Here is a 16,030-nt window from a genome sequence, read left to right as displayed (position 1 = left end):
CTTCCCTCTCCCGCGAGAGCGGGGGAGGGTGAGGGAGGGGGCGCGCTACAGCTTCGACAAAAACCCCGCGAAACGCAGCGAGCCCTCGGGCCAAGGGCCATGTCCGCTATCGGCGTTGATGTGCCCGGCCGCGCCGGCGTCGACCAGCTCCGCGCCTATGTCCTGCGCCAAGGCCCGCGAGAAATCCGCCTCCGCATAAGGATCGTCGGAGCTGGCGACGAGCAGGGCGGGAAAGCGCAGCCGCTCGCGCGGAATCGGCAGAAAGGCGGGGTCGATCGCTGTGAGCTCGTTGATCGCGCGCTCCGAGGGCGGCGCGACGAGGAAGCCCGCGGCGATCTTGTCGTTCCCCCGCGCGGCGACATGCAGCGCCGCTATGCCGCCGAGCGAATGCGTGACCAGCACCACGGGACGCGTCGCAGCGGCGATCTCGCGCTCTATGCTCTCGATCCATTCGGGAAATCGCGGCGCGTCGAAATCCGCCTGCGCCACGCAACGCGCGGTGGAGAGCTTCTTCGCCCAGCGCGTCTGCCAATGCTCGAGGCCGGAGCCGCCGAGCCCCGGCAGGATCAGAATATCCGCATCCGCAGCGCGCATGTTTCCTCCGACAAACTCACTCCCTCATCCTGAGGCGCTTTTTGCGGAACGCAAAAAGCCTCGAAGGATGCTCCAGGGGGCGATCCTTCGCGCCTCCCCGCGGCGACCCTTCGAGACGGCCCTTCGGGCCTCCTCAGGGTGAGGGGACTGTAGATCCGAGCAATTCCCCGGCAAGCGCCTTGGCGATGAGGCCGCGCGTCTCTTCGACGCCGAACAGCGCGACGAAGGAGCCGAAGCGTGGGCCGCGGCTCTCGCCGAGCAGAACCTCATAGAGCATGTTGAAGAAATCGTTCGACACGCCCGGACGCTCCGGCGTCGCGCCCTTGGCCTTCAAATCCTGATAGCGCGGCACGGCGCGCGCGACGTCATAGAGCGCGGTCTGAATATCTTCGGCGCTGGCGTCCTTCGGCAGCGACGCCAGCGTCTGCGAAAGAGTCGTCAGCACGCCGCGCTCCACATCGTCGGCGGCGCGATATTTTTTCGCGGGCCGCACGAAGTCGCGAAAGTAAGCGACCGCATAGCCGACGAGCTTGTCGAGGCGCGGATGATTCTGCGGCGACACATTCGGCGCATAGCGGCGCAGAAAGCCCCACAGCACCGAAGGGTCTTCCGCATTGGCGACGGTCGCGAGATTGAGCAGCATGGAGAAGGAGATCGCCGTTCCCTTGGCCTCGCCGTCATGGGCGAGCGTCTCCGGCTCCGGCGGCGCGCCGAAGTGGATGTGCCAGGCCGGATTGCCGAGCCGCTCCTTCCACGCCTGCCGCTGATAGGCCTCGAGGAAGGAGAGGTAATCGTCGACATTGCGCGGAATGACGTCGAAATAGAGCTTCTTCGCCGCGCTCGGCTTTTGAAACATGAATTGCGCGAGGCTCTCCGGGCTGGCGTAGGTCAGCCACTCCTCGATGGTGAGGCCATTGCCCTTGGACTTCGAGATCTTCTGGCCCTTCTCGTCGAGGAAGAGCTCGTAATTGAAGCCCTCGGGCGGGCGGCCGCCGAGCGCGCGCACGATCGCCGAGGACAGCTTCACCGAATCGATGAGGTCCTTGCCGGCCATTTCGTAATCGACGGAGAGCGCATACCAGCGCATCGCCCAATCCGGCTTCCATTGGAGCTTACAGTGGCCGCCGGTGACGGGCGTGACGAAGGCCTCGCCGCTCTCGGGATCGCGCCAGGAGATGGTCCCCGCTGTGGCGTCGATGGCGTCGAGCGGAACCTGCATGACGATTCCCGTAACGGGGTGAATCGGCAGGAAGGGAGAATATGTCGCCGCGCGCTCCTCGCGGAACGTCGGCAGCATGATCTTCATCACCTCCTCATAGCGCGCCAGCATATGCAGCAGCGCGGCGTCGAAACGGCCGGAGGTGTAATAGTCCGTCGAGGAGGCGAATTCGTAAGTGAAGCCGAAAGCGTCGAGAAAGGCGCGCAGACGAGCGTTGTTGTGCGCGCCGAAGCTCTCATGCGTGCCGAAAGGATCCGGCACTTTGGTCAGCGGCTTGCCGAGATGGGCGCGGACCAGCTCCTTATTGGGGATATTGTCGGGCACTTTGCGCAGCCCGTCCATATCGTCCGAGAAGGCGAGCAGGCGCGTCTCGATCTTTCCCTCGGTCAGCACCTCGAAGGCGTGGCGCACCATGGAGGTGCGCGCCACCTCGCCGAAAGTGCCGATGTGCGGCAGGCCCGAGGGGCCGTAGCCGGTCTCGAACAGCACTTTGGTCTGGCCGGTCTCGGCCACGCGTTTGACGAGCTTGCGCGCCTCTTCGAACGGCCAGGCCGGCGAGACGCGGGCGGCTTCGAGGAGATCGGCGGGCAAAGGCTCGGACGTGGGCATGATGCGGCTTTTGTTGCGGTTGCGAAGAGGGGCGCACACTATGGGCGCCGGGCGGCAGCGTCAACGCATGGGGCCGATCGGCGCGCTCGGTCGCGGCGGCTCCTAGGTCGTCCTCGCGGGAAACCAGCCTCCACAACATATCGCGGCTACATTCTTGCCTTCCCCGCTATTTTGTGGCGCTCTTGCCGCCATGAAATTCCAGCGGCTCCGACTTCTCGGCTTCAAGAGCTTCTGCGAGGCCACAGATTTTCTGATCGAGCCGGGCCTGACCGGCGTCGTCGGGCCGAACGGCTGCGGCAAGTCCAATCTCGTCGAGGCCCTGCGCTGGGTCATGGGCGAGAGCTCCTACAAAAACATGCGCGGCTCGGGGATGGATGACGTCATCTTCTCCGGCGGCGGCTCGCGCCCGGCCCGCAATGTGGCCGAGGTCGGCCTCGTGCTCGACAATAGCTCCCGCACCGCCCCCGCCGCCTTCAATGACGCCGAGACTTTGGAAGTCACCCGCCGCATCGAGCGCGAGGCGGGCTCCACCTATAGGATCAATGGCCGCGAGGTGCGCGCCAAGGATGTGCAGCTGCTGTTCGCCGACGCCGCCACCGGCGCGCGCTCGCCGGCGCTGGTGCGCCAGGGGCAGATCGGCGAGATCATCTCGGCCAAGCCGCAGGCGCGCCGCCGCATTTTGGAGGACGCCGCCGGCGTCGCCGGCCTGCATTCCCGCCGGCACGAGGCCGAGCTGCGGCTGACCGCGGCCGCCGAAAATCTCACCCGCCTCGAGGATGTGCTGAAACAGGTCGACGGCCAGACCGAGAGCCTGCGCCGTCAGGCGCGGCAGGCGCAGCGCTATCGCGCCGTGGCGGCGGAAATCCGCAAGAATGAGGCGCTCGCCGCCTATATCGCGCATCGCCAGGCCAGCGAGCAGCTGAAGCTCGCCGAGCGCAAGCTGGAAGAAGATGTAAAGCTCGTCGAGGAGCGCACGCTGCAGCAGGCGGAGGCCGCGCGTCTGCAGGCGCTCGCCGCCTTCGAGCTGCCCAAGCTCCGCGACAAGGAGGCCGAGACCGGCGCGGCGCTGCATCGGCTGATCATGGCCCGCGACGCGCTGGACGGGGAGGAGAAGCGCGCCAAGGAGCGCATCGCCGAGCTGACCCGCCACGCCGAGCAATTCGCCCGCGACGTCGAGCGCGAGCGTGCGCTGATCGACGACGCCGCGGAGGTGACGCAGCGGCTCGAGGACGAGCGCGGCGAGCTGGCCGAGCAGGACGCCATCGGCGCCGAGCGCGAGGAGGCCGCCCGCGAGCGTCTCGCCGAAATAGAGGAGGCGCTGGCCCACACCGAGGCCGAGCTCTCCGAGGCGCAGCAATCGCTGGCCGGCGTCAACGCCCAGCGCGGCGCGCTGGAGGCGGCGCTGCGCGAGGAGACGCAGCGCGTCTCCCGTTTCGAGGCCGAGCTGACCCGCGTCGAGACCGAATTCGCGCTGATCGCCGGCCAGGGCGGCGCGGCGGAAGAGGTGGAGCGCCTCGCCGAATCGCTGGAAATGGCCAATGAAGCCGCCCGCGAGGCCGATGAGACGGCGCTGATGGCCGAGGAAGCGGCGATCGAGGCGCGCGAGGCCGAGAGCCAGTCGCGCCAGCCGCTCGCCGAGGCCGAGAAGCGCGCCGGACGTCTCGAGACCGAGGCGCGCACGCTGGAGAAGCTGCTGGAATCGGGCGGCGGCGATCTCTGGGCGCCGATCGTCGAGAGCGTCACGGTCGAGAAGGGCTATGAGACCGCGCTCGGCGCCGCGCTCGGCGACGATCTCGACGCCTCCATCGAGACCTCCGCCCCCGCCCATTGGGCGCTCACCTCCGGCGCCGGCGATCCCGCTCTGCCGCCGGGCGTGCGCACGCTCGCCGAGATGGTCGAGGCGCCGCCGGCGCTCGCCCGGCGCCTCGCGCAGATCGGCGTCGTGCTGCGCAGCGAGGGCGCAGCATTGCGCTCTATGCTGAAGCCCGGCCAGCGCCTCGTCTCCAAGGAGGGCGACCTCTGGCGCTGGGACGGATTCACCCAGGCCGCCGAGGCGCCGACGCCGGCCGCCCGCCGCCTCGCCGAGAAGAACCGCCTCGCCGATTTGCGCCTCGAGGCCGCCGCCGCCCGCGAGGCCGCCGACGCGCTCGCCGATGAGGCGCAGACGGCGCAGGAGCAGGCCCGCGCCGCCGCCCTCGCCGAGAGCGCCGCCCGCGAGGGGCAGCGCCGCGCCCGCGCCGCGCTGGAAGAAGCGCGCGAGCGCCATGTGGTGGCGGAGCGCCGGCTCGGCCAGATCGCCCAGCGTCTCTCGGCGCTGCAGGAGGCCAAGGCGCAAATCCTCGCCAATCGCGACGAGGCGGCGATGAAGCGCGAGAGCGCCGCAGAGGCGCTGGACGCTCTGGACGAGCCCGCCTCGCTCGCCGGCACGGTGGAGAATGTGCGGTCCCGCGCCGCCGCCGAACGCGCCCAAGCCGGCGAGGCGCGCGCCGCGCTCACCTCGCTGCGCCATCAAGCGGAGACGCGCGCCGCCCGCAAATCCGCGATCCTGCGCGAGAACGCCTCCTGGATGGAGCGGCGCGACCGCGCGCAGGATCGCATCGCCGAATTGGAGCGCCGCCTCGAGGACTCCCGCGAGGAGCAGGAGCGGCTATTCGATTCGCCGGAGACCTTCCTGCTCCAGCGCCGCAATCTCCTTTCGGCGATCGAGGAGGCCGAGGCCGCCCGCCGCGCGGCCGCCGATGCGCGCACGACCGGCGAGACCGCGCAGGCGGAATCCGATCGCGCCGCCCGCATGGCGCTGGAGGCGATGAGCGCCGCGCGCGAGGAGAAGGCCCGCAGCGAGGCGCAGCTGGAGGCCGCGCGCCGCCGCTCCTCCGATGTCGAGCACGCCATCGCCATGGAATTGGAGAGCGAGGAGCATTCGCTCGCCGAGCTGGCCGGCGTCACCGGCGAGGAGACGCAGCTTCCCTCCATCCCCGATATCGAGCGCAAGTTGGAAGGGCTGAAGGCCGATCGCGAAAGATTGGGCGCGGTGAATCTGCGCGCCGAGGAGGAGCTCGGCGAGATCGAGACGCAGCGCGACAAGATGATGGCCGAGCGCGAGGATCTCGCCGAGGCGATCAAGAAATTGCGCGGCGCCATCGCCAGCCTCAACAAGGAAGGCCGCGAGCGCCTGCTCGTCGCCTTCGAGCAGGTGAACGCGCATTTCAAGGAGCTGTTCAGCCTGCTGTTCGGCGGCGGCACGGCGGAACTGCAGCTCATAGAGAGCGACGATCCGCTGGAGGCCGGGCTCGACATTCTCGCCCGCCCGCCGGGCAAGAAGCCGCAGACGATGACGCTGCTCTCCGGCGGCGAGCAGGCGCTCACCGCAATGTCGCTGATCTTCGCGGTCTTCCTCACCAATCCGTCGCCGATCTGCGTCCTCGACGAGGTGGACGCGCCGCTCGACGATTACAATGTCGAGCGCTTCTGCGCCCTGCTCGAGGATATGCGCAAGAAGACCGACACGCGCTTCGTCGCCATCACGCATAATCCCATTACGATGGCGCGCATGGATCGTCTGTTCGGCGTGACGCAGGCGGAGCGCGGCATTTCGCAGCTCGTCTCCGTCGATCTCGAGCAGGCCGAGAGATATGCGCAGGCGAGCTGAAGGCTCGCCGTCGCATATCGCATCATTCCGCCGCCTCCTCGCGCGCCGTCTCGACGAGGCGCTTAAGATCGGAGAGGCCCTGCTCGAAGGCGCCGCCGACCATCTTCTCCGGCTTCATGACGAGGCTGAACAGCTTGCCGATGAAAGGCTGGCGGCCCTTCATGTCCCAGGTGACGAGCGAGCCGCCATCCTGCGGCGCAATGGTGAATTCGACGCGATTGCTGCATTTCATCGGCCGATCCAAGCGCAAGGCGACGACCACTTTCGACGGCGCGACGGATTCGACGATTTCGACGCGTCCGGCGCCGACTTTTGCATCGCCCTCGAAATCGCAGGCCGCGCCGACGCCGCGCTCCGGGCCGGCATAGGAGAGCTTCACGCTCTCGTCCTTCACGAAAGGACTCCATTCATTGGTGGCGCGCGGATCGTCGACGAGCGGGAAAACGCGCTCCGGCGGCGCGGCGACGAAGATGGAGCGCGCAATGTGGCAGACGTCCGGCTGGCGCGCCGCCAGCACGAGAATGACGGCGATGATGAGGGCGACGCCGGCGCCGATGATTTCCAACATTTGCAACCTCGTGAAGGGGCGGAGCGGCGCCTGCTGTCCCGCAGGCGCCGCGCGCCGTCATTGCGGCACGACCACCATCCAGGGAACGCCGAAGCGATCGGTGAGTATGCCGAAAGCGGGTGAGAAAAAGGTCTTGGTCAAACGCATCTGCGTCTCGCCGCCATCGGCGAGCGCCGCGAAGACGCGTTCGGCCTCCTCGAGGGTCTTGGCGCTGTAGGAGAGCGAGAAGCCTTTGAAGCCGCCGCTCTCGGCGCCGTCGCCGTCCGAGCCGAAGACGACGGCGTCGCCGATCTTCAGCGCCATATGCATAACCTTGGCGTTCCAGCCCGGCGGCATCATGTCCGCCGGCGGCGCCAGAGGCGAATCCTTGTAGCGCATCAGCATCTGAACCTGCGCCCCGAGCGCTTTCTCATAAAAGGCGGCGGCTTCCTCGGCGCGGCCGTCGAAGATGAGATAGGGTTGAATAGTCATCACATGTCTCCCCGCGAGCGCCGCGGAAGGGCGCTCGTTTCGTGGGGGGAGATCATGTCCGCGCGGGGCGCTTCGTCAACCGTCATCGTCGACCGCTATTTGGGAACCACGACCATCCACAGCACGCCGAAGCGATCGACCGCCATGCCGAAGCTCGTCGCGAAGAAGGTCTCGCCGAGCGGCACGCGCGCTTCGCCGCCATCCACGAGCGCGCCGTAGAAGCTTTCGGCCTCGGCCGCGCTCTTGGCCTCTATGGAGACGCCGAAGCCGTTGAAGCCGGGAGAGAGATTGCCGCAGCCATCCGACAAGAACACTTCCGAATCGCCGATCTTCAGGCACGAATGCATGATCTTGTGCTCCCAGCCCGGAGCGAGCACGCCCGGCGGCGGCGGCTCGGGGCTTTCGTCGTAGCGCAGGAGAAACAGAATCTCGGCGCCGAGCGCTTGCTGGTAGAAGGCAATGGCCTCGTCGGCTCGGCCCGAGAAGAAGAGATAAGGCTTAATCGTCATTGGATGCTCCCTTGCTTTAAAAAAATGACGGGCGCGTTCAGCCCTGGACGAGATAGTTCCCGAGCTGCTCGAATGTTCCGGCCCAGCCATTGCGCATGGCGTCGAGCGCGCCGGCGAAAGTGGCGATCTCCTCGGCGCTAGCCTCGAAGGGCCGCGCACGCAGCGTCAGCTCGCTGGCGCCGTCGCTGTCCGTGAATCGATAGGTCGTCTCGACCTTCAGCGGCCAAGTCTCGCTCAGCGGATGCCGCGCCAGCCCGCGATTCGCGTCGGAGAAGGAGGCGATGAGCGTGAAGCGCGCGGGCGCCTCGATCTCGCGATATTCGAAGAGGCCCCATATGGCGCCGCCGTCCGGCGTCCGCAGCCCATAGTGATAGGAGCCGCCGGGACGAAAATCCATTTGCGACGCGACGACGGGAATCCCTTTCGGCCCGAACCATTGCGCCATGCGCTCCGGCTCCGCGAACGCCTTCCACAAGAGCTCGCGCGAGGCGGCGAAGCGGCGTGACGCGACGAAGACGGGACCTGCCGATTCCTCGACGAAATCGCCGAGTCGTCCGAGATTTTCGGAAAGGCCGATGGCGGCGCCATAGTCGCGCGCGACGCGATCGCGCTCGGCGAGAGAGGGAAAGCGCATTCGCCAATCGATGCGCGTCTTCTCGCCTTCCTGCGACAGCGTGATGATCGTCTCCATCCGAACAGGCTCGACAGTCTCGTCATCGCCGGGATGAAAATAGGCGATGCGCTCCGGCCGCAGGATTTCGCGAAAGACGATCTTATTCTCATAATCGCGCCCGTCCGGGCCGTGCATGACGAAGCGCCAGACGCCGCCGGGCGCGAATTCGAAGGCTTGCGTCGTGAGCGAAAAACCCTTCGGCCCGAACCATCGCGCCAGCCGATCCGGCGCGGCGAAAGCGTCGAAAACCAGCGCGCGCGGCGCATCGAAGAGACGCGTCCCGGAAATCTCGGGCGCGTCCGGTGGAACCGAAATTCGTAAGTCCTCGGACATGATATTTCCTCGATGATCGTTTGCGGTCGGCTCCCGCGAATTCTTCCGCTTCGCTGATCGCTTCGCGGCTCGACGGCCGACCCATTCCATCTACGCTTCCGATTGGGTCGGCATGTTCTCGCTATAATCTTTCAGCTGCGCATCGATTGCCCGCGCGAAGGCCGGGCGCGCTTCGCACCGGGCGCGATAGGATGCGAGGGTCGGGAATTCGGACAAAATAGCGGCGTCGTCGAGGTCACGAAGCACAGTGCTCATGACGATATCGGCGGCCGTGAACCGGTCTTCGAGATATTCGCGATACGTCAGCCAGCGCTGCAAATCGGCGAGACGTCGCTTCAAACGGTCTTCGGCGATAGGGCGATAGGCTTCGACCCAGCTCTGGCCCGCATAGAAGGCGTCGAGATGAGCATAGGCGGCCACAGCGGGCTCGATCGTGTTCAGCGCCGCAAAAATCCATGTCGCCACCCGAGCGTATCCGCGAGCGTCAGCCGGAGCGAGAATCGCCGATGACTTGGCGATATGCAGGACGATCGCGCCGGATTCGAATATCTCGACCTCGCGGTCACGATAGGCCGGGATCTGCCCGAAAGGCTGCCAACTCCGATATTCCTCCGTATCCATGCTGCTGCGGTCGACCAGGACGACCTCATACGCAATGGCGGCCTCCTCGAGCGCCCAGCGCACGCGGTGATCATGGGCGTATCCCTGAGCGATTGGAGGGACCCAACGAAGGGCCGTGAGCTTCGGCTTCATTGGACCGTCCCACTTGTGCATGGCGAGATGGAGCGCAGCGGAAGACACATGCTCGATCGTCGGGAAGCGAGCGCATCGGACATGCCGTCTCCTCAATGACCGCTCATCGCCAGCTCGCGCGCGAGCTCGGCGAGATAATCGAAGGCGCCAGTCCAGCCATGGCCATGCGAGACGGCGGACTCGGCGGTGGCGAGGCCGCTCTGCACGAAGATCATGTCTGTCTTGCCGCCCTGCTCCGTGAGCTCCACCTCGATCGTCGTCAGCGCTTTCGGCTCGAGGTGGTTGCGCTCCCATTGATGCGTCAGCACGAGACGCGAAGGCGCGTCGATCTCGAGATATTCGCCGTGATGGATGAACTCCTCGCCCTCCGGCGAGCGCATGCCGCCGCGCCATTTGCCGCCGACGCGCAGATCATTCTCGACGAACAGCACCTCGAATGTCGAAGGGCAGAGCCAGCGCATCATATGCTGCGGCTCCGTCCAGCATTTGAAGACGAGCGCGCGCGGCGCCTCGAATGTGCGCAGCAGAATGAGCCGATGCGGCGCATCCGCTTCGCCCGTCTGGCGTGCGAGGCCTTCGAGAATTCCGGTCCAGCCGGCGCGGAAAGCGAAGGTTTTCGTCGCCGCTTCCGGCGTCAGATAATGCGTCAGCGTCAACAGGCTTCCGGCGCCGTCGGGGCGAATGTCGATCTCGATTCGCGTCGATGCGCCGTCGCGCTGCATTCCCAGAGTGAAGACGAGACGGCTCGGGCGTTCGATCTCGATATATTTGCCGAAATGCGTCGCGAGGATTTCGCCGCGCTGCTCGTGAATGGCGAAGCCGCCGCCGACGCGCGCGTCGATCTCGACATGCGCGGACTGTCCCGAGGGCGTGCGGAACAGCCAGCCGCCGACCGCCTTTGGATCGAGCCAGGCGTCGAAGAGCAGCGCCGGCGGCGCGGCGAAGCGCCGCGTGATCTCGAGCGGCGGGATGGCGTCGTCAATTCTTTGGAGCATCGGGGTCGCCCTTTTGCAATTGCGCGAGATAGGCGTCGAGCCGATCGAAGCTCTCCTCCCAGAAACGCCGATAGGTCTCGAGCCAATCGGAAACTTCGCGCAGCCGCGCCGCGTCCAGCTTGCAGGGACGCGATTGGGCGGCGCGGGTGCGGGTGATGAGGCCGGCCTGCTCGAGCACCTTCAAATGCTTCGAGACCGCCGGCTGGCTGATGGAAAAAGGCGCTGCGAGCTCGCCTACCGAGGCTTCGCCCTGCGCGAGCCGGGCGAGGATCGCGCGTCGCGTCGGGTCCGCGAGAGCGGCGAATGTGGCGCTGAGGGGGTCCGGCATCTATTACCTGTTAGGTATTTAACTTAGTAGTTATATAACTGATATGGAAATAGGCTGTCAAGCTTCCCACTTCGAAAAACGCGGCTAGGTTCGGGCTTGCAGGGCGGCGGGCGCCGCATGGCGCGGGGAGCGCAGACGATCGATTGCTCAGCTCTTGCGAAGGATCTTGTCGAGCGCCTTCCCCCGCGCCAGCTCGTCGATCAATTTGTCCAAATATCTTATTTCCCGCATGATCGGCTCCGCGATGTCCTCCACTCGAACGCCGCAGACGGCGCCCTTGATGGAGGCGCGCAATGGATTGAGCTTTGGAGCGAGCGCGAAAAATGTCTCGAAGTCGGTCTGCTCGTCCAGCCGAGACTGAAGCCCCGCTCGATCATAGCCGGTCAGCCAAGAGATGATCTGATCGACCTCTTCCTTCGTGCGCCCCTTCTTCTCGGCTTTTGCGACATAGAGAGGATAGACGCTCGCAAAGCTCGTCGTATAAATTCGGTGTTTCGTCATGGGTTTGGTCTCCGAAAACCATTCACGGCTCGCGGCGCGACGGCCATTCGACGCCCGCCCCGAGCCTTGCCTCCGAATTTGGCCTCGCCTATAAGCCGCAGCAGCGCGCCGGCATCCGACACCCCTGGAGGCGAAAGGCGCGCTTTCTCTTTGAAAAAAGGACACCGAAATGGCCGAGATCAAGAAGCTCGCGGCCACGGTGCGCAGCGGGACAGGCAAGGGGGCCGCCCGCAGCGTTCGCCGTGAGGGCCGTATACCAGGAGTCATCTATGGCGGCGGCGAGGCGCCGACGCCGCTGTCGCTCGACAAGAAAGAGCTGACCAAGCTCATCTACGCCGGGCATTTCCTCACGACGATCTTCGAGCTCGACATCGACGGCAAGCCCGAGCGCGTCATTCCGCGCGACTATCAGCTCGATGTCGTGAAGGACTTCCCGCTGCATGTCGACTTCCTGCGGCTGAAGGCCGGCTCGCGCCTGCGCGTCGACGTGCCGGTGCATTTCGTCAATCACGAAGCGGCGCCCGGCATCAAGCGCGGCGGCTCGCTCAACATCGTCTTCCACGCGATCGAGATGTGGGTGCCGGCGGACAATATCCCCGACGCCATCACCGCCGATCTCACCGGCCTCGACTTCAACGATTCGCTGCAGATCTCGGCGCTCACCCTGCCGGCGAACTGCAAGCCGACCAATCCCGACAAGAACTTCACCGTGGCGTCGCTCGCGCCGCCGGTGATCACGGCCGAGGAGATCGCGGCCGCTGCGGCCGCCGCCGCGGCTCCGGTCAAGGGCAAGGGCGGCAAGGCCGCTCCGGCCGCCAAGGCCGCCCCGGCCGCCAAGGCTCCCGAGAAAAAGAAGTAAGGCGACGGGCGATCGGTGCGCGCCGCCGATCGCCCTCCTTCGGCTCGGAGCCAAAAGGCCATGCTGCTCTTCGTCGGCCTCGGCAATCCCGGCCGCGAATATGCCGGGAACCGGCACAATATCGGCTTCATGGCGGTCGAGAAGATCGCCGACGCCCATGGCTTCTCTGCGCCGCGCGCGCGCTTCCAGGGCCTCGTCCGCGAAGGGACTATCGCCGGCGAGCGCGTGCTCGCGCTGCTGCCGCAGACCTACATGAACGAATCGGGCCGCTCGGTCGGCGAGGCGCTGCGCTTTCACAAGATCGCGCTGTCGGACGTCGTCGTCTTCCATGACGAGCTCGATCTCGCCCCCGCCAAATGCCGCGTGAAGATCGGCGGCGGCGCGGCCGGACACAATGGCCTGCGCTCCATCGGCGCCCATATCGGGCAGGATTTCAAGCGTATGCGGCTCGGCATCGGCCATCCGGGCGACAAGGCGCGCGTGCATTCTTACGTTTTGGGCGATTTCGCCAAGAGCGAGGAGCCCTGGGTGAAGGCGCTCTGCGGCGCGCTGGCCGACAATGCCGCGCTGATCGTCAAAGGCGACGACCCCGGCCTGCAGAACAAGATTCATCTCGCCATGGACGCCGCCGGCTTCGCCGCGCCCAAGCGCGTGGGCGAGGCGTGATCGCGCGCGCGGCCTTCGCCCTCGCGCTCGTCTGCGCGAGCATGGCCCTCGCCGCGGAGGAAAAGCCGGCCCAGGCCTATGGCGAGGACCACCCCTCCTGCCTCGAATGGACCGACGGCTGCCTGGTCTGCGCCCGCCTCGAGGATGGCTCGGCCGGCTGCTCCATCGTGGGCGCGGCATGCCTTCCGGCCGCCGTCTCCTGCCTGAAGAGCAAATGAAGCCCGGGCTCGGCGGCTGAATTTCAGCTGAACGCCGCATTCAAAGCGGGTTCAGCGCGAGCCCGGCATGATGCGCAAGTCGATCGGGGAAATGTCCCGGTCCCAAGGAGACAGCCATCATGAAGACCAACGCCATTCTCGCCATCGCCCTTTTCGCTTCCGCTCCGGCTTTCGCCCAGACCGCGACCATCCCCGGCGCGAAGCCCCCGGCCGGCCCCGCCGCCGCCGCGACCACCGCGACCGCGCCGGTCAAGCAGGTCGTCGCCGTCTCCCAGCCGCTCGACATCAATTCCGCGACGGTGGAGCAGCTCTCCGGCGTGAAAGGCCTCACCCACACTCTGGCCGAGGCGATCGTGAAGGGCCGGCCCTATAAGGCCACGGACGAGCTGGTGAAGAACCGCATTCTCACCGACGCGCTGTTCGCCCAGGTCAAGGACGGGCTGACCGTCAAGGACGCGCAGGCCGTCAAGCACAACTGATCGGCACAACTGAACCGAAGCCGGCCGCTCCTCCCCGCAGGCCGCTCGCGAAACGCCCGTCGATCCTCGGCGGGCGTTTTCGCGCGTTTTAGAAAAAGAATTCGTAAATTCAAATCGTTATAGTGCTCGCGCGGATGCGGTTCATCCGCATGCGCTCAATCTGCGCGAGAAAGTCGGGGAGATCGGCGCAGCTTTGCGCCGCAACCCCTTTCCGCATCGGCCCTTAATGCGTATATTGTGAGCTGCCGACCTTCGGGACGGCTATGGCGATAAACGAACTCCGTAATAAACCTATCGGACCCGGGGGCGGTACCCGGCGCCTCCACCAGAGGCCGTCACGCGGACATGCATGTTTGGCGCAGCGGCTTGTGGCGGGGGCGAAATAGGATCGACGAGGGCGTAAAGGGTGCTTTTTCGCTCGGCATGATACCGCCGTTATCGGGTCAAACCTTATAGTTGCCAACGACAACTATGCTCCGGTGGCCGTCGCTGCGTAATGCAGTGAAGGTACTGGGATTCAAGCCCTAGAGGGTAGCACTTCTAGGCGGGGCTCGGAGGCGCCTGGCAACAGAAGCCTCCACTTTCGTCCCGGCGGGGCAGAGCGAACAGGGGTTCTCGGCGAGAGTCATGTCCACCGACCTCATCAGATACGATCTTCTCGTCCAGGACGCGCTTCGTGGCGTCATGCGCAAGGTTCTCGCCGATGCATCGGCGGCGGGCCGTCTGCCGGGCGATCATCATTTCACCATAAGCTTCCGCACAAAGGCGCCGGGGGTCAGAATCTCCAAGCGTCTCGCCGAGCAATGGCCGCAGGAGATGACGATCATCCTGCAGCATCAATATTCCAATCTCGTGGTCGATGAGCGCGGCTTCTCGGTGGGCCTGTCCTTCCGCAGCATTCCCGAGCAGCTCTATGTGCCCTTCGAGGCGGTGACGGTCTTCTCCGACCCTTCCGTCGATTTCGGCCTCAAATGGGAGGTGGACGAGCTCGCCCCCGCCCGTGAGGAGGAGCAGGAGCCGGCCCGTTTCCCGACGCGGCCGCAGCCCGCCGGCGAGGCGCCGCCCGCCCGGCCCGGCCCGCGCCCCGCTCGCAGCGAGAAGCGCCCGGATTCCGCGCCTCCCGCAACAGAGGAGAGCGGCGGCGAGGCCGCCAAGATCGTCTCCATCGACGCCTTCCGCAAGAAGACCTGATTCGCCATGGGCGAGATCGTCAATCTGCGACGCGCCCGCAAGGTCAGGGACAAGCGAGCCAAAGAGGCGGAGGCGGACGCCAATCGCATCGCCCATGGCCGCACCAAGGCCGAGCGGGAGCTCGGCGAAGCGACCGCGCGTCTCGAGAAAGAAAAGCTCGACGCGCATCGGATAGAGACGCCGCAATCCGATTCGGAGTGACAAAAGCGAGCCTGAAGGCTCGCGATCCAATGTGCGGCCTGGGCCGCGAGCCTTCAGGCTCGCTCCTTCAGGCGAACAGCCATTGCTTGAGCGAGAAGCCCGAGCTCAGCGCTTTCCGATAATGCTCATAGAGCGCCAAATGGCCGGTCGCGGGCTTGGGCAGTTCGCTCTTCTTCAGCTTGCGGAAGAAGGGTCCGAGAATATCCTCGAAATTCTGCGTGGTGTAGCGCCCGCCATAGCGGTCGGAGACGCGCTCGGCGACATTGGCGAAGAGAAGGACCAGCGCCTTGAACAGCGCCGGATTGGCGATGTTCGCCTCCGCGCCATGATAGCGCAGCCCGTTGAGGCAGGCGCGCAGATAGGCGTTGAGCACCTGATAGACGTCCTGCGCCGAGGCGTCGACGAAAGCCCCGTCGATGGATTTCAGCGCGGCGTTGAAGGTCACGCGCGAGATCTTGCCTTTGCGCCGCTCCGAGGGGCTCAGCAGGCCGGAGAGCACGCTCTTCTCGTCATTGGAGAAGAGGTCGAAGACATTGTGCAGCAGCGCCTCGGCCTCGGTCTCCGATTCGGAGAGACGGCGAATGTCCAGCAGCAGCTCCGGCGGCACCGGACGCTGCTTGGTGTTGATGTCCATGAACAGCTGACATTCCTGCGAGCGCGTCAGCCTATTGTAGACGACGACCGGCACTTTCACGCTCTTGGCCGCCAGATTGAAGCCATAGACGCGATGCTGCCCATCGATGATGAGAAAGGAGCGCGGGTCCTTGCGGAAGGTCAGCTCGCCGCTCTTGCGGTCGAATTGCAGCTGCGCGTGCGGCTGCGCGGAGAGAATGATCGCGCTCGGCACGCTGCCGAAGCCGCTGTCGATATAATCGGCGATCTCGCGCGCGCGTTTTTTGTCGAGCAGGCGCTGGAAGCCGTCGATCGGATTGTCCAGCCGCGCCTCCACCGTGCAAGTGGCGGCCAGCAGATCGCTCGGTAGAACCAGCGTGTAGAAACGATGCTTGCCCTGAGTGACGAGCAGAGCCGGGGCATTGGCGAAGCCGGCGCCGGTCCGCCGCGGCGCATCCGACATCTCGTCCGGCTCGCAAGGAAGCGCGGCTTCGAGCGCAGGCTCGACCTCGCTCGGCTCGGCATGATCGGAAGGCGGCGCGTCGATCGGATTTTCCATGTTCAGATCCTTCGGGAAAGCGCGCCGGAAGGGCCGGCGAATC

Annotated in this window: 18 protein-coding genes and 1 other RNA gene; 8 read left to right on the top strand and 11 right to left on the bottom strand. The window is 65.9% G+C overall.

Annotation, left to right across the window (positions count from 1 at the left end):
* Positions 1-45: 45 nt before the first annotated feature.
* A complete protein-coding gene (locus K369_RS21460; protein ID WP_036294054.1) occupies positions 46-594 on the bottom strand; it encodes an alpha/beta hydrolase in 549 nt (182 codons plus the stop codon).
* A 133-nt stretch (positions 595-727) separates the two neighbouring features.
* Positions 728-2,422: a lysine--tRNA ligase gene (locus tag K369_RS21455; RefSeq protein ID WP_036294051.1), complete on the bottom strand. Its 1,695-nt coding sequence runs from the start codon at positions 2,420-2,422 to the stop codon at positions 728-730.
* 190 nt (positions 2,423-2,612) lie between these two features.
* Here K369_RS21455 and smc point away from each other — a divergent pair, with 190 nt between their 5' ends.
* A complete protein-coding gene (gene smc, locus K369_RS21450) occupies positions 2,613-6,071 on the top strand; it encodes a chromosome segregation protein SMC (protein WP_036294049.1) in 3,459 nt (1,152 codons plus the stop codon).
* Positions 6,072-6,093: 22 nt separating this feature from the next.
* On the opposite strand, the gene K369_RS21445 is transcribed toward smc, so the two are convergent.
* From K369_RS21445 to K369_RS21410, 8 genes are all read right to left on the bottom strand, one after another.
* On the bottom strand, positions 6,094-6,639 hold the full coding sequence (locus K369_RS21445) for an SRPBCC family protein (protein WP_036294047.1): 546 nt from the start codon (positions 6,637-6,639) through the stop codon (positions 6,094-6,096).
* A 57-nt stretch (positions 6,640-6,696) separates the two neighbouring features.
* Entirely contained in the window at positions 6,697-7,110 is a 414-nt protein-coding gene (locus tag K369_RS21440; RefSeq protein ID WP_036294045.1) for a VOC family protein, read from the bottom strand.
* Between the two features lie 95 nt (positions 7,111-7,205).
* A complete protein-coding gene (locus K369_RS21435; protein WP_036294043.1) occupies positions 7,206-7,619 on the bottom strand; it encodes a VOC family protein in 414 nt (137 codons plus the stop codon).
* Between the two features lie 37 nt (positions 7,620-7,656).
* Complete coding sequence (locus tag K369_RS24960; protein ID WP_198033173.1) at positions 7,657-8,625, bottom strand: SRPBCC family protein; 969 nt, start codon at positions 8,623-8,625, stop codon at positions 7,657-7,659.
* 90 nt (positions 8,626-8,715) lie between these two features.
* Positions 8,716-9,378, bottom strand: a complete 663-nt coding sequence (locus tag K369_RS21425; protein WP_036294041.1) for a glutathione S-transferase family protein — start codon at positions 9,376-9,378, stop codon at positions 8,716-8,718.
* Between the two features lie 92 nt (positions 9,379-9,470).
* Positions 9,471-10,373, bottom strand: a complete 903-nt coding sequence (locus tag K369_RS21420; protein ID WP_036294039.1) for an SRPBCC domain-containing protein — start codon at positions 10,371-10,373, stop codon at positions 9,471-9,473.
* Positions 10,357-10,701, bottom strand: coding sequence for a helix-turn-helix transcriptional regulator (locus K369_RS21415; RefSeq protein ID WP_036294037.1), 345 nt, complete (start codon positions 10,699-10,701; stop codon positions 10,357-10,359). The genes K369_RS21420 and K369_RS21415 overlap by 17 nt, the downstream gene beginning before the upstream one ends.
* 147 nt (positions 10,702-10,848) lie before the next feature.
* Positions 10,849-11,202, bottom strand: coding sequence for a DUF2200 domain-containing protein (locus K369_RS21410; protein WP_036294035.1), 354 nt, complete (start codon positions 11,200-11,202; stop codon positions 10,849-10,851).
* Between the two features lie 169 nt (positions 11,203-11,371).
* Between K369_RS21410 and K369_RS21405 the strand changes: the two genes are divergently transcribed.
* From K369_RS21405 to K369_RS21380, 7 genes are all read left to right on the top strand, one after another.
* Positions 11,372-12,061 carry a 50S ribosomal protein L25/general stress protein Ctc gene (locus K369_RS21405; protein WP_036294032.1) on the top strand — a complete coding sequence of 230 codons (690 nt, stop codon included), beginning with the start codon at positions 11,372-11,374 and terminating at the stop codon, positions 12,059-12,061.
* A gap of 60 nt (positions 12,062-12,121) precedes the next feature.
* Positions 12,122-12,727, top strand: a complete 606-nt coding sequence (pth, locus tag K369_RS21400) for an aminoacyl-tRNA hydrolase (RefSeq protein WP_036294030.1) — start codon at positions 12,122-12,124, stop codon at positions 12,725-12,727.
* Positions 12,724-12,945, top strand: a complete 222-nt coding sequence (locus K369_RS21395; RefSeq protein ID WP_051949457.1) for a hypothetical protein — start codon at positions 12,724-12,726, stop codon at positions 12,943-12,945. The genes pth and K369_RS21395 overlap by 4 nt, the downstream gene beginning before the upstream one ends.
* Positions 12,946-13,064: 119 nt before the next feature.
* Positions 13,065-13,424, top strand: coding sequence for a helix-hairpin-helix domain-containing protein (locus K369_RS21390; protein ID WP_036294028.1), 360 nt, complete (start codon positions 13,065-13,067; stop codon positions 13,422-13,424).
* 204 nt (positions 13,425-13,628) lie between these two features.
* Positions 13,629-14,006: a transfer-messenger RNA gene (ssrA, locus tag K369_RS25760) on the top strand.
* Between the two features lie 45 nt (positions 14,007-14,051).
* Positions 14,052-14,615: an SspB family protein gene (locus K369_RS21385; protein WP_036294026.1), complete on the top strand. Its 564-nt coding sequence runs from the start codon at positions 14,052-14,054 to the stop codon at positions 14,613-14,615.
* 6 nt (positions 14,616-14,621) lie between these two features.
* Entirely contained in the window at positions 14,622-14,816 is a 195-nt protein-coding gene (locus K369_RS21380) for a DUF4169 family protein (protein ID WP_036294024.1), read from the top strand.
* Positions 14,817-14,883: 67 nt separating this feature from the next.
* On the opposite strand, the gene K369_RS21375 is transcribed toward K369_RS21380, so the two are convergent.
* Positions 14,884-15,987, bottom strand: a complete 1,104-nt coding sequence (locus tag K369_RS21375; protein ID WP_051949456.1) for a DGQHR domain-containing protein — start codon at positions 15,985-15,987, stop codon at positions 14,884-14,886.
* Positions 15,988-16,030 lie beyond the last annotated feature (43 nt).

Origin of the sequence: Methylosinus sp. PW1, assembly GCF_000745215.1 — a bacterium.
Classification (GTDB): Bacteria; Pseudomonadota; Alphaproteobacteria; order Rhizobiales; family Beijerinckiaceae; genus Methylosinus.
The sequence above is the reverse complement of the archived record's forward strand: the minus strand, read 5'-3'. Positions and strand labels throughout refer to the sequence as shown.

Excerpts from the sequence above, each read along its gene's own strand:
- K369_RS21460 (WP_036294054.1), bottom strand. The coding sequence starts at position 594 with ATGCGCGCTGCGGATGCGGATATTCTGATCCTGCCGGGGCTCGGCGGC.
- K369_RS21455 (WP_036294051.1), bottom strand. The coding sequence starts at position 2,422 with ATGCCCACGTCCGAGCCTTTGCCCGCCGATCTCCTCGAAGCCGCCCGC.
- smc (WP_036294049.1), top strand. The coding sequence starts at position 2,613 with ATGAAATTCCAGCGGCTCCGACTTCTCGGCTTCAAGAGCTTCTGCGAG.
- K369_RS21445 (WP_036294047.1), bottom strand. The coding sequence starts at position 6,639 with ATGTTGGAAATCATCGGCGCCGGCGTCGCCCTCATCATCGCCGTCATT.
- K369_RS21440 (WP_036294045.1), bottom strand. The coding sequence starts at position 7,110 with ATGACTATTCAACCCTATCTCATCTTCGACGGCCGCGCCGAGGAAGCC.
- K369_RS21435 (WP_036294043.1), bottom strand. The coding sequence starts at position 7,619 with ATGACGATTAAGCCTTATCTCTTCTTCTCGGGCCGAGCCGACGAGGCC.
- K369_RS24960 (WP_198033173.1), bottom strand. The coding sequence starts at position 8,625 with ATGTCCGAGGACTTACGAATTTCGGTTCCACCGGACGCGCCCGAGATT.
- K369_RS21425 (WP_036294041.1), bottom strand. The coding sequence starts at position 9,378 with ATGAAGCCGAAGCTCACGGCCCTTCGTTGGGTCCCTCCAATCGCTCAG.
- K369_RS21420 (WP_036294039.1), bottom strand. The coding sequence starts at position 10,373 with ATGCTCCAAAGAATTGACGACGCCATCCCGCCGCTCGAGATCACGCGG.
- K369_RS21415 (WP_036294037.1), bottom strand. The coding sequence starts at position 10,701 with ATGCCGGACCCCCTCAGCGCCACATTCGCCGCTCTCGCGGACCCGACG.
- K369_RS21410 (WP_036294035.1), bottom strand. The coding sequence starts at position 11,202 with ATGACGAAACACCGAATTTATACGACGAGCTTTGCGAGCGTCTATCCT.
- K369_RS21405 (WP_036294032.1), top strand. The coding sequence starts at position 11,372 with ATGGCCGAGATCAAGAAGCTCGCGGCCACGGTGCGCAGCGGGACAGGC.
- pth (WP_036294030.1), top strand. The coding sequence starts at position 12,122 with ATGCTGCTCTTCGTCGGCCTCGGCAATCCCGGCCGCGAATATGCCGGG.
- K369_RS21390 (WP_036294028.1), top strand. The coding sequence starts at position 13,065 with ATGAAGACCAACGCCATTCTCGCCATCGCCCTTTTCGCTTCCGCTCCG.
- K369_RS21385 (WP_036294026.1), top strand. The coding sequence starts at position 14,052 with ATGTCCACCGACCTCATCAGATACGATCTTCTCGTCCAGGACGCGCTT.
- K369_RS21380 (WP_036294024.1), top strand. The coding sequence starts at position 14,622 with ATGGGCGAGATCGTCAATCTGCGACGCGCCCGCAAGGTCAGGGACAAG.
- K369_RS21375 (WP_051949456.1), bottom strand. The coding sequence starts at position 15,987 with ATGGAAAATCCGATCGACGCGCCGCCTTCCGATCATGCCGAGCCGAGC.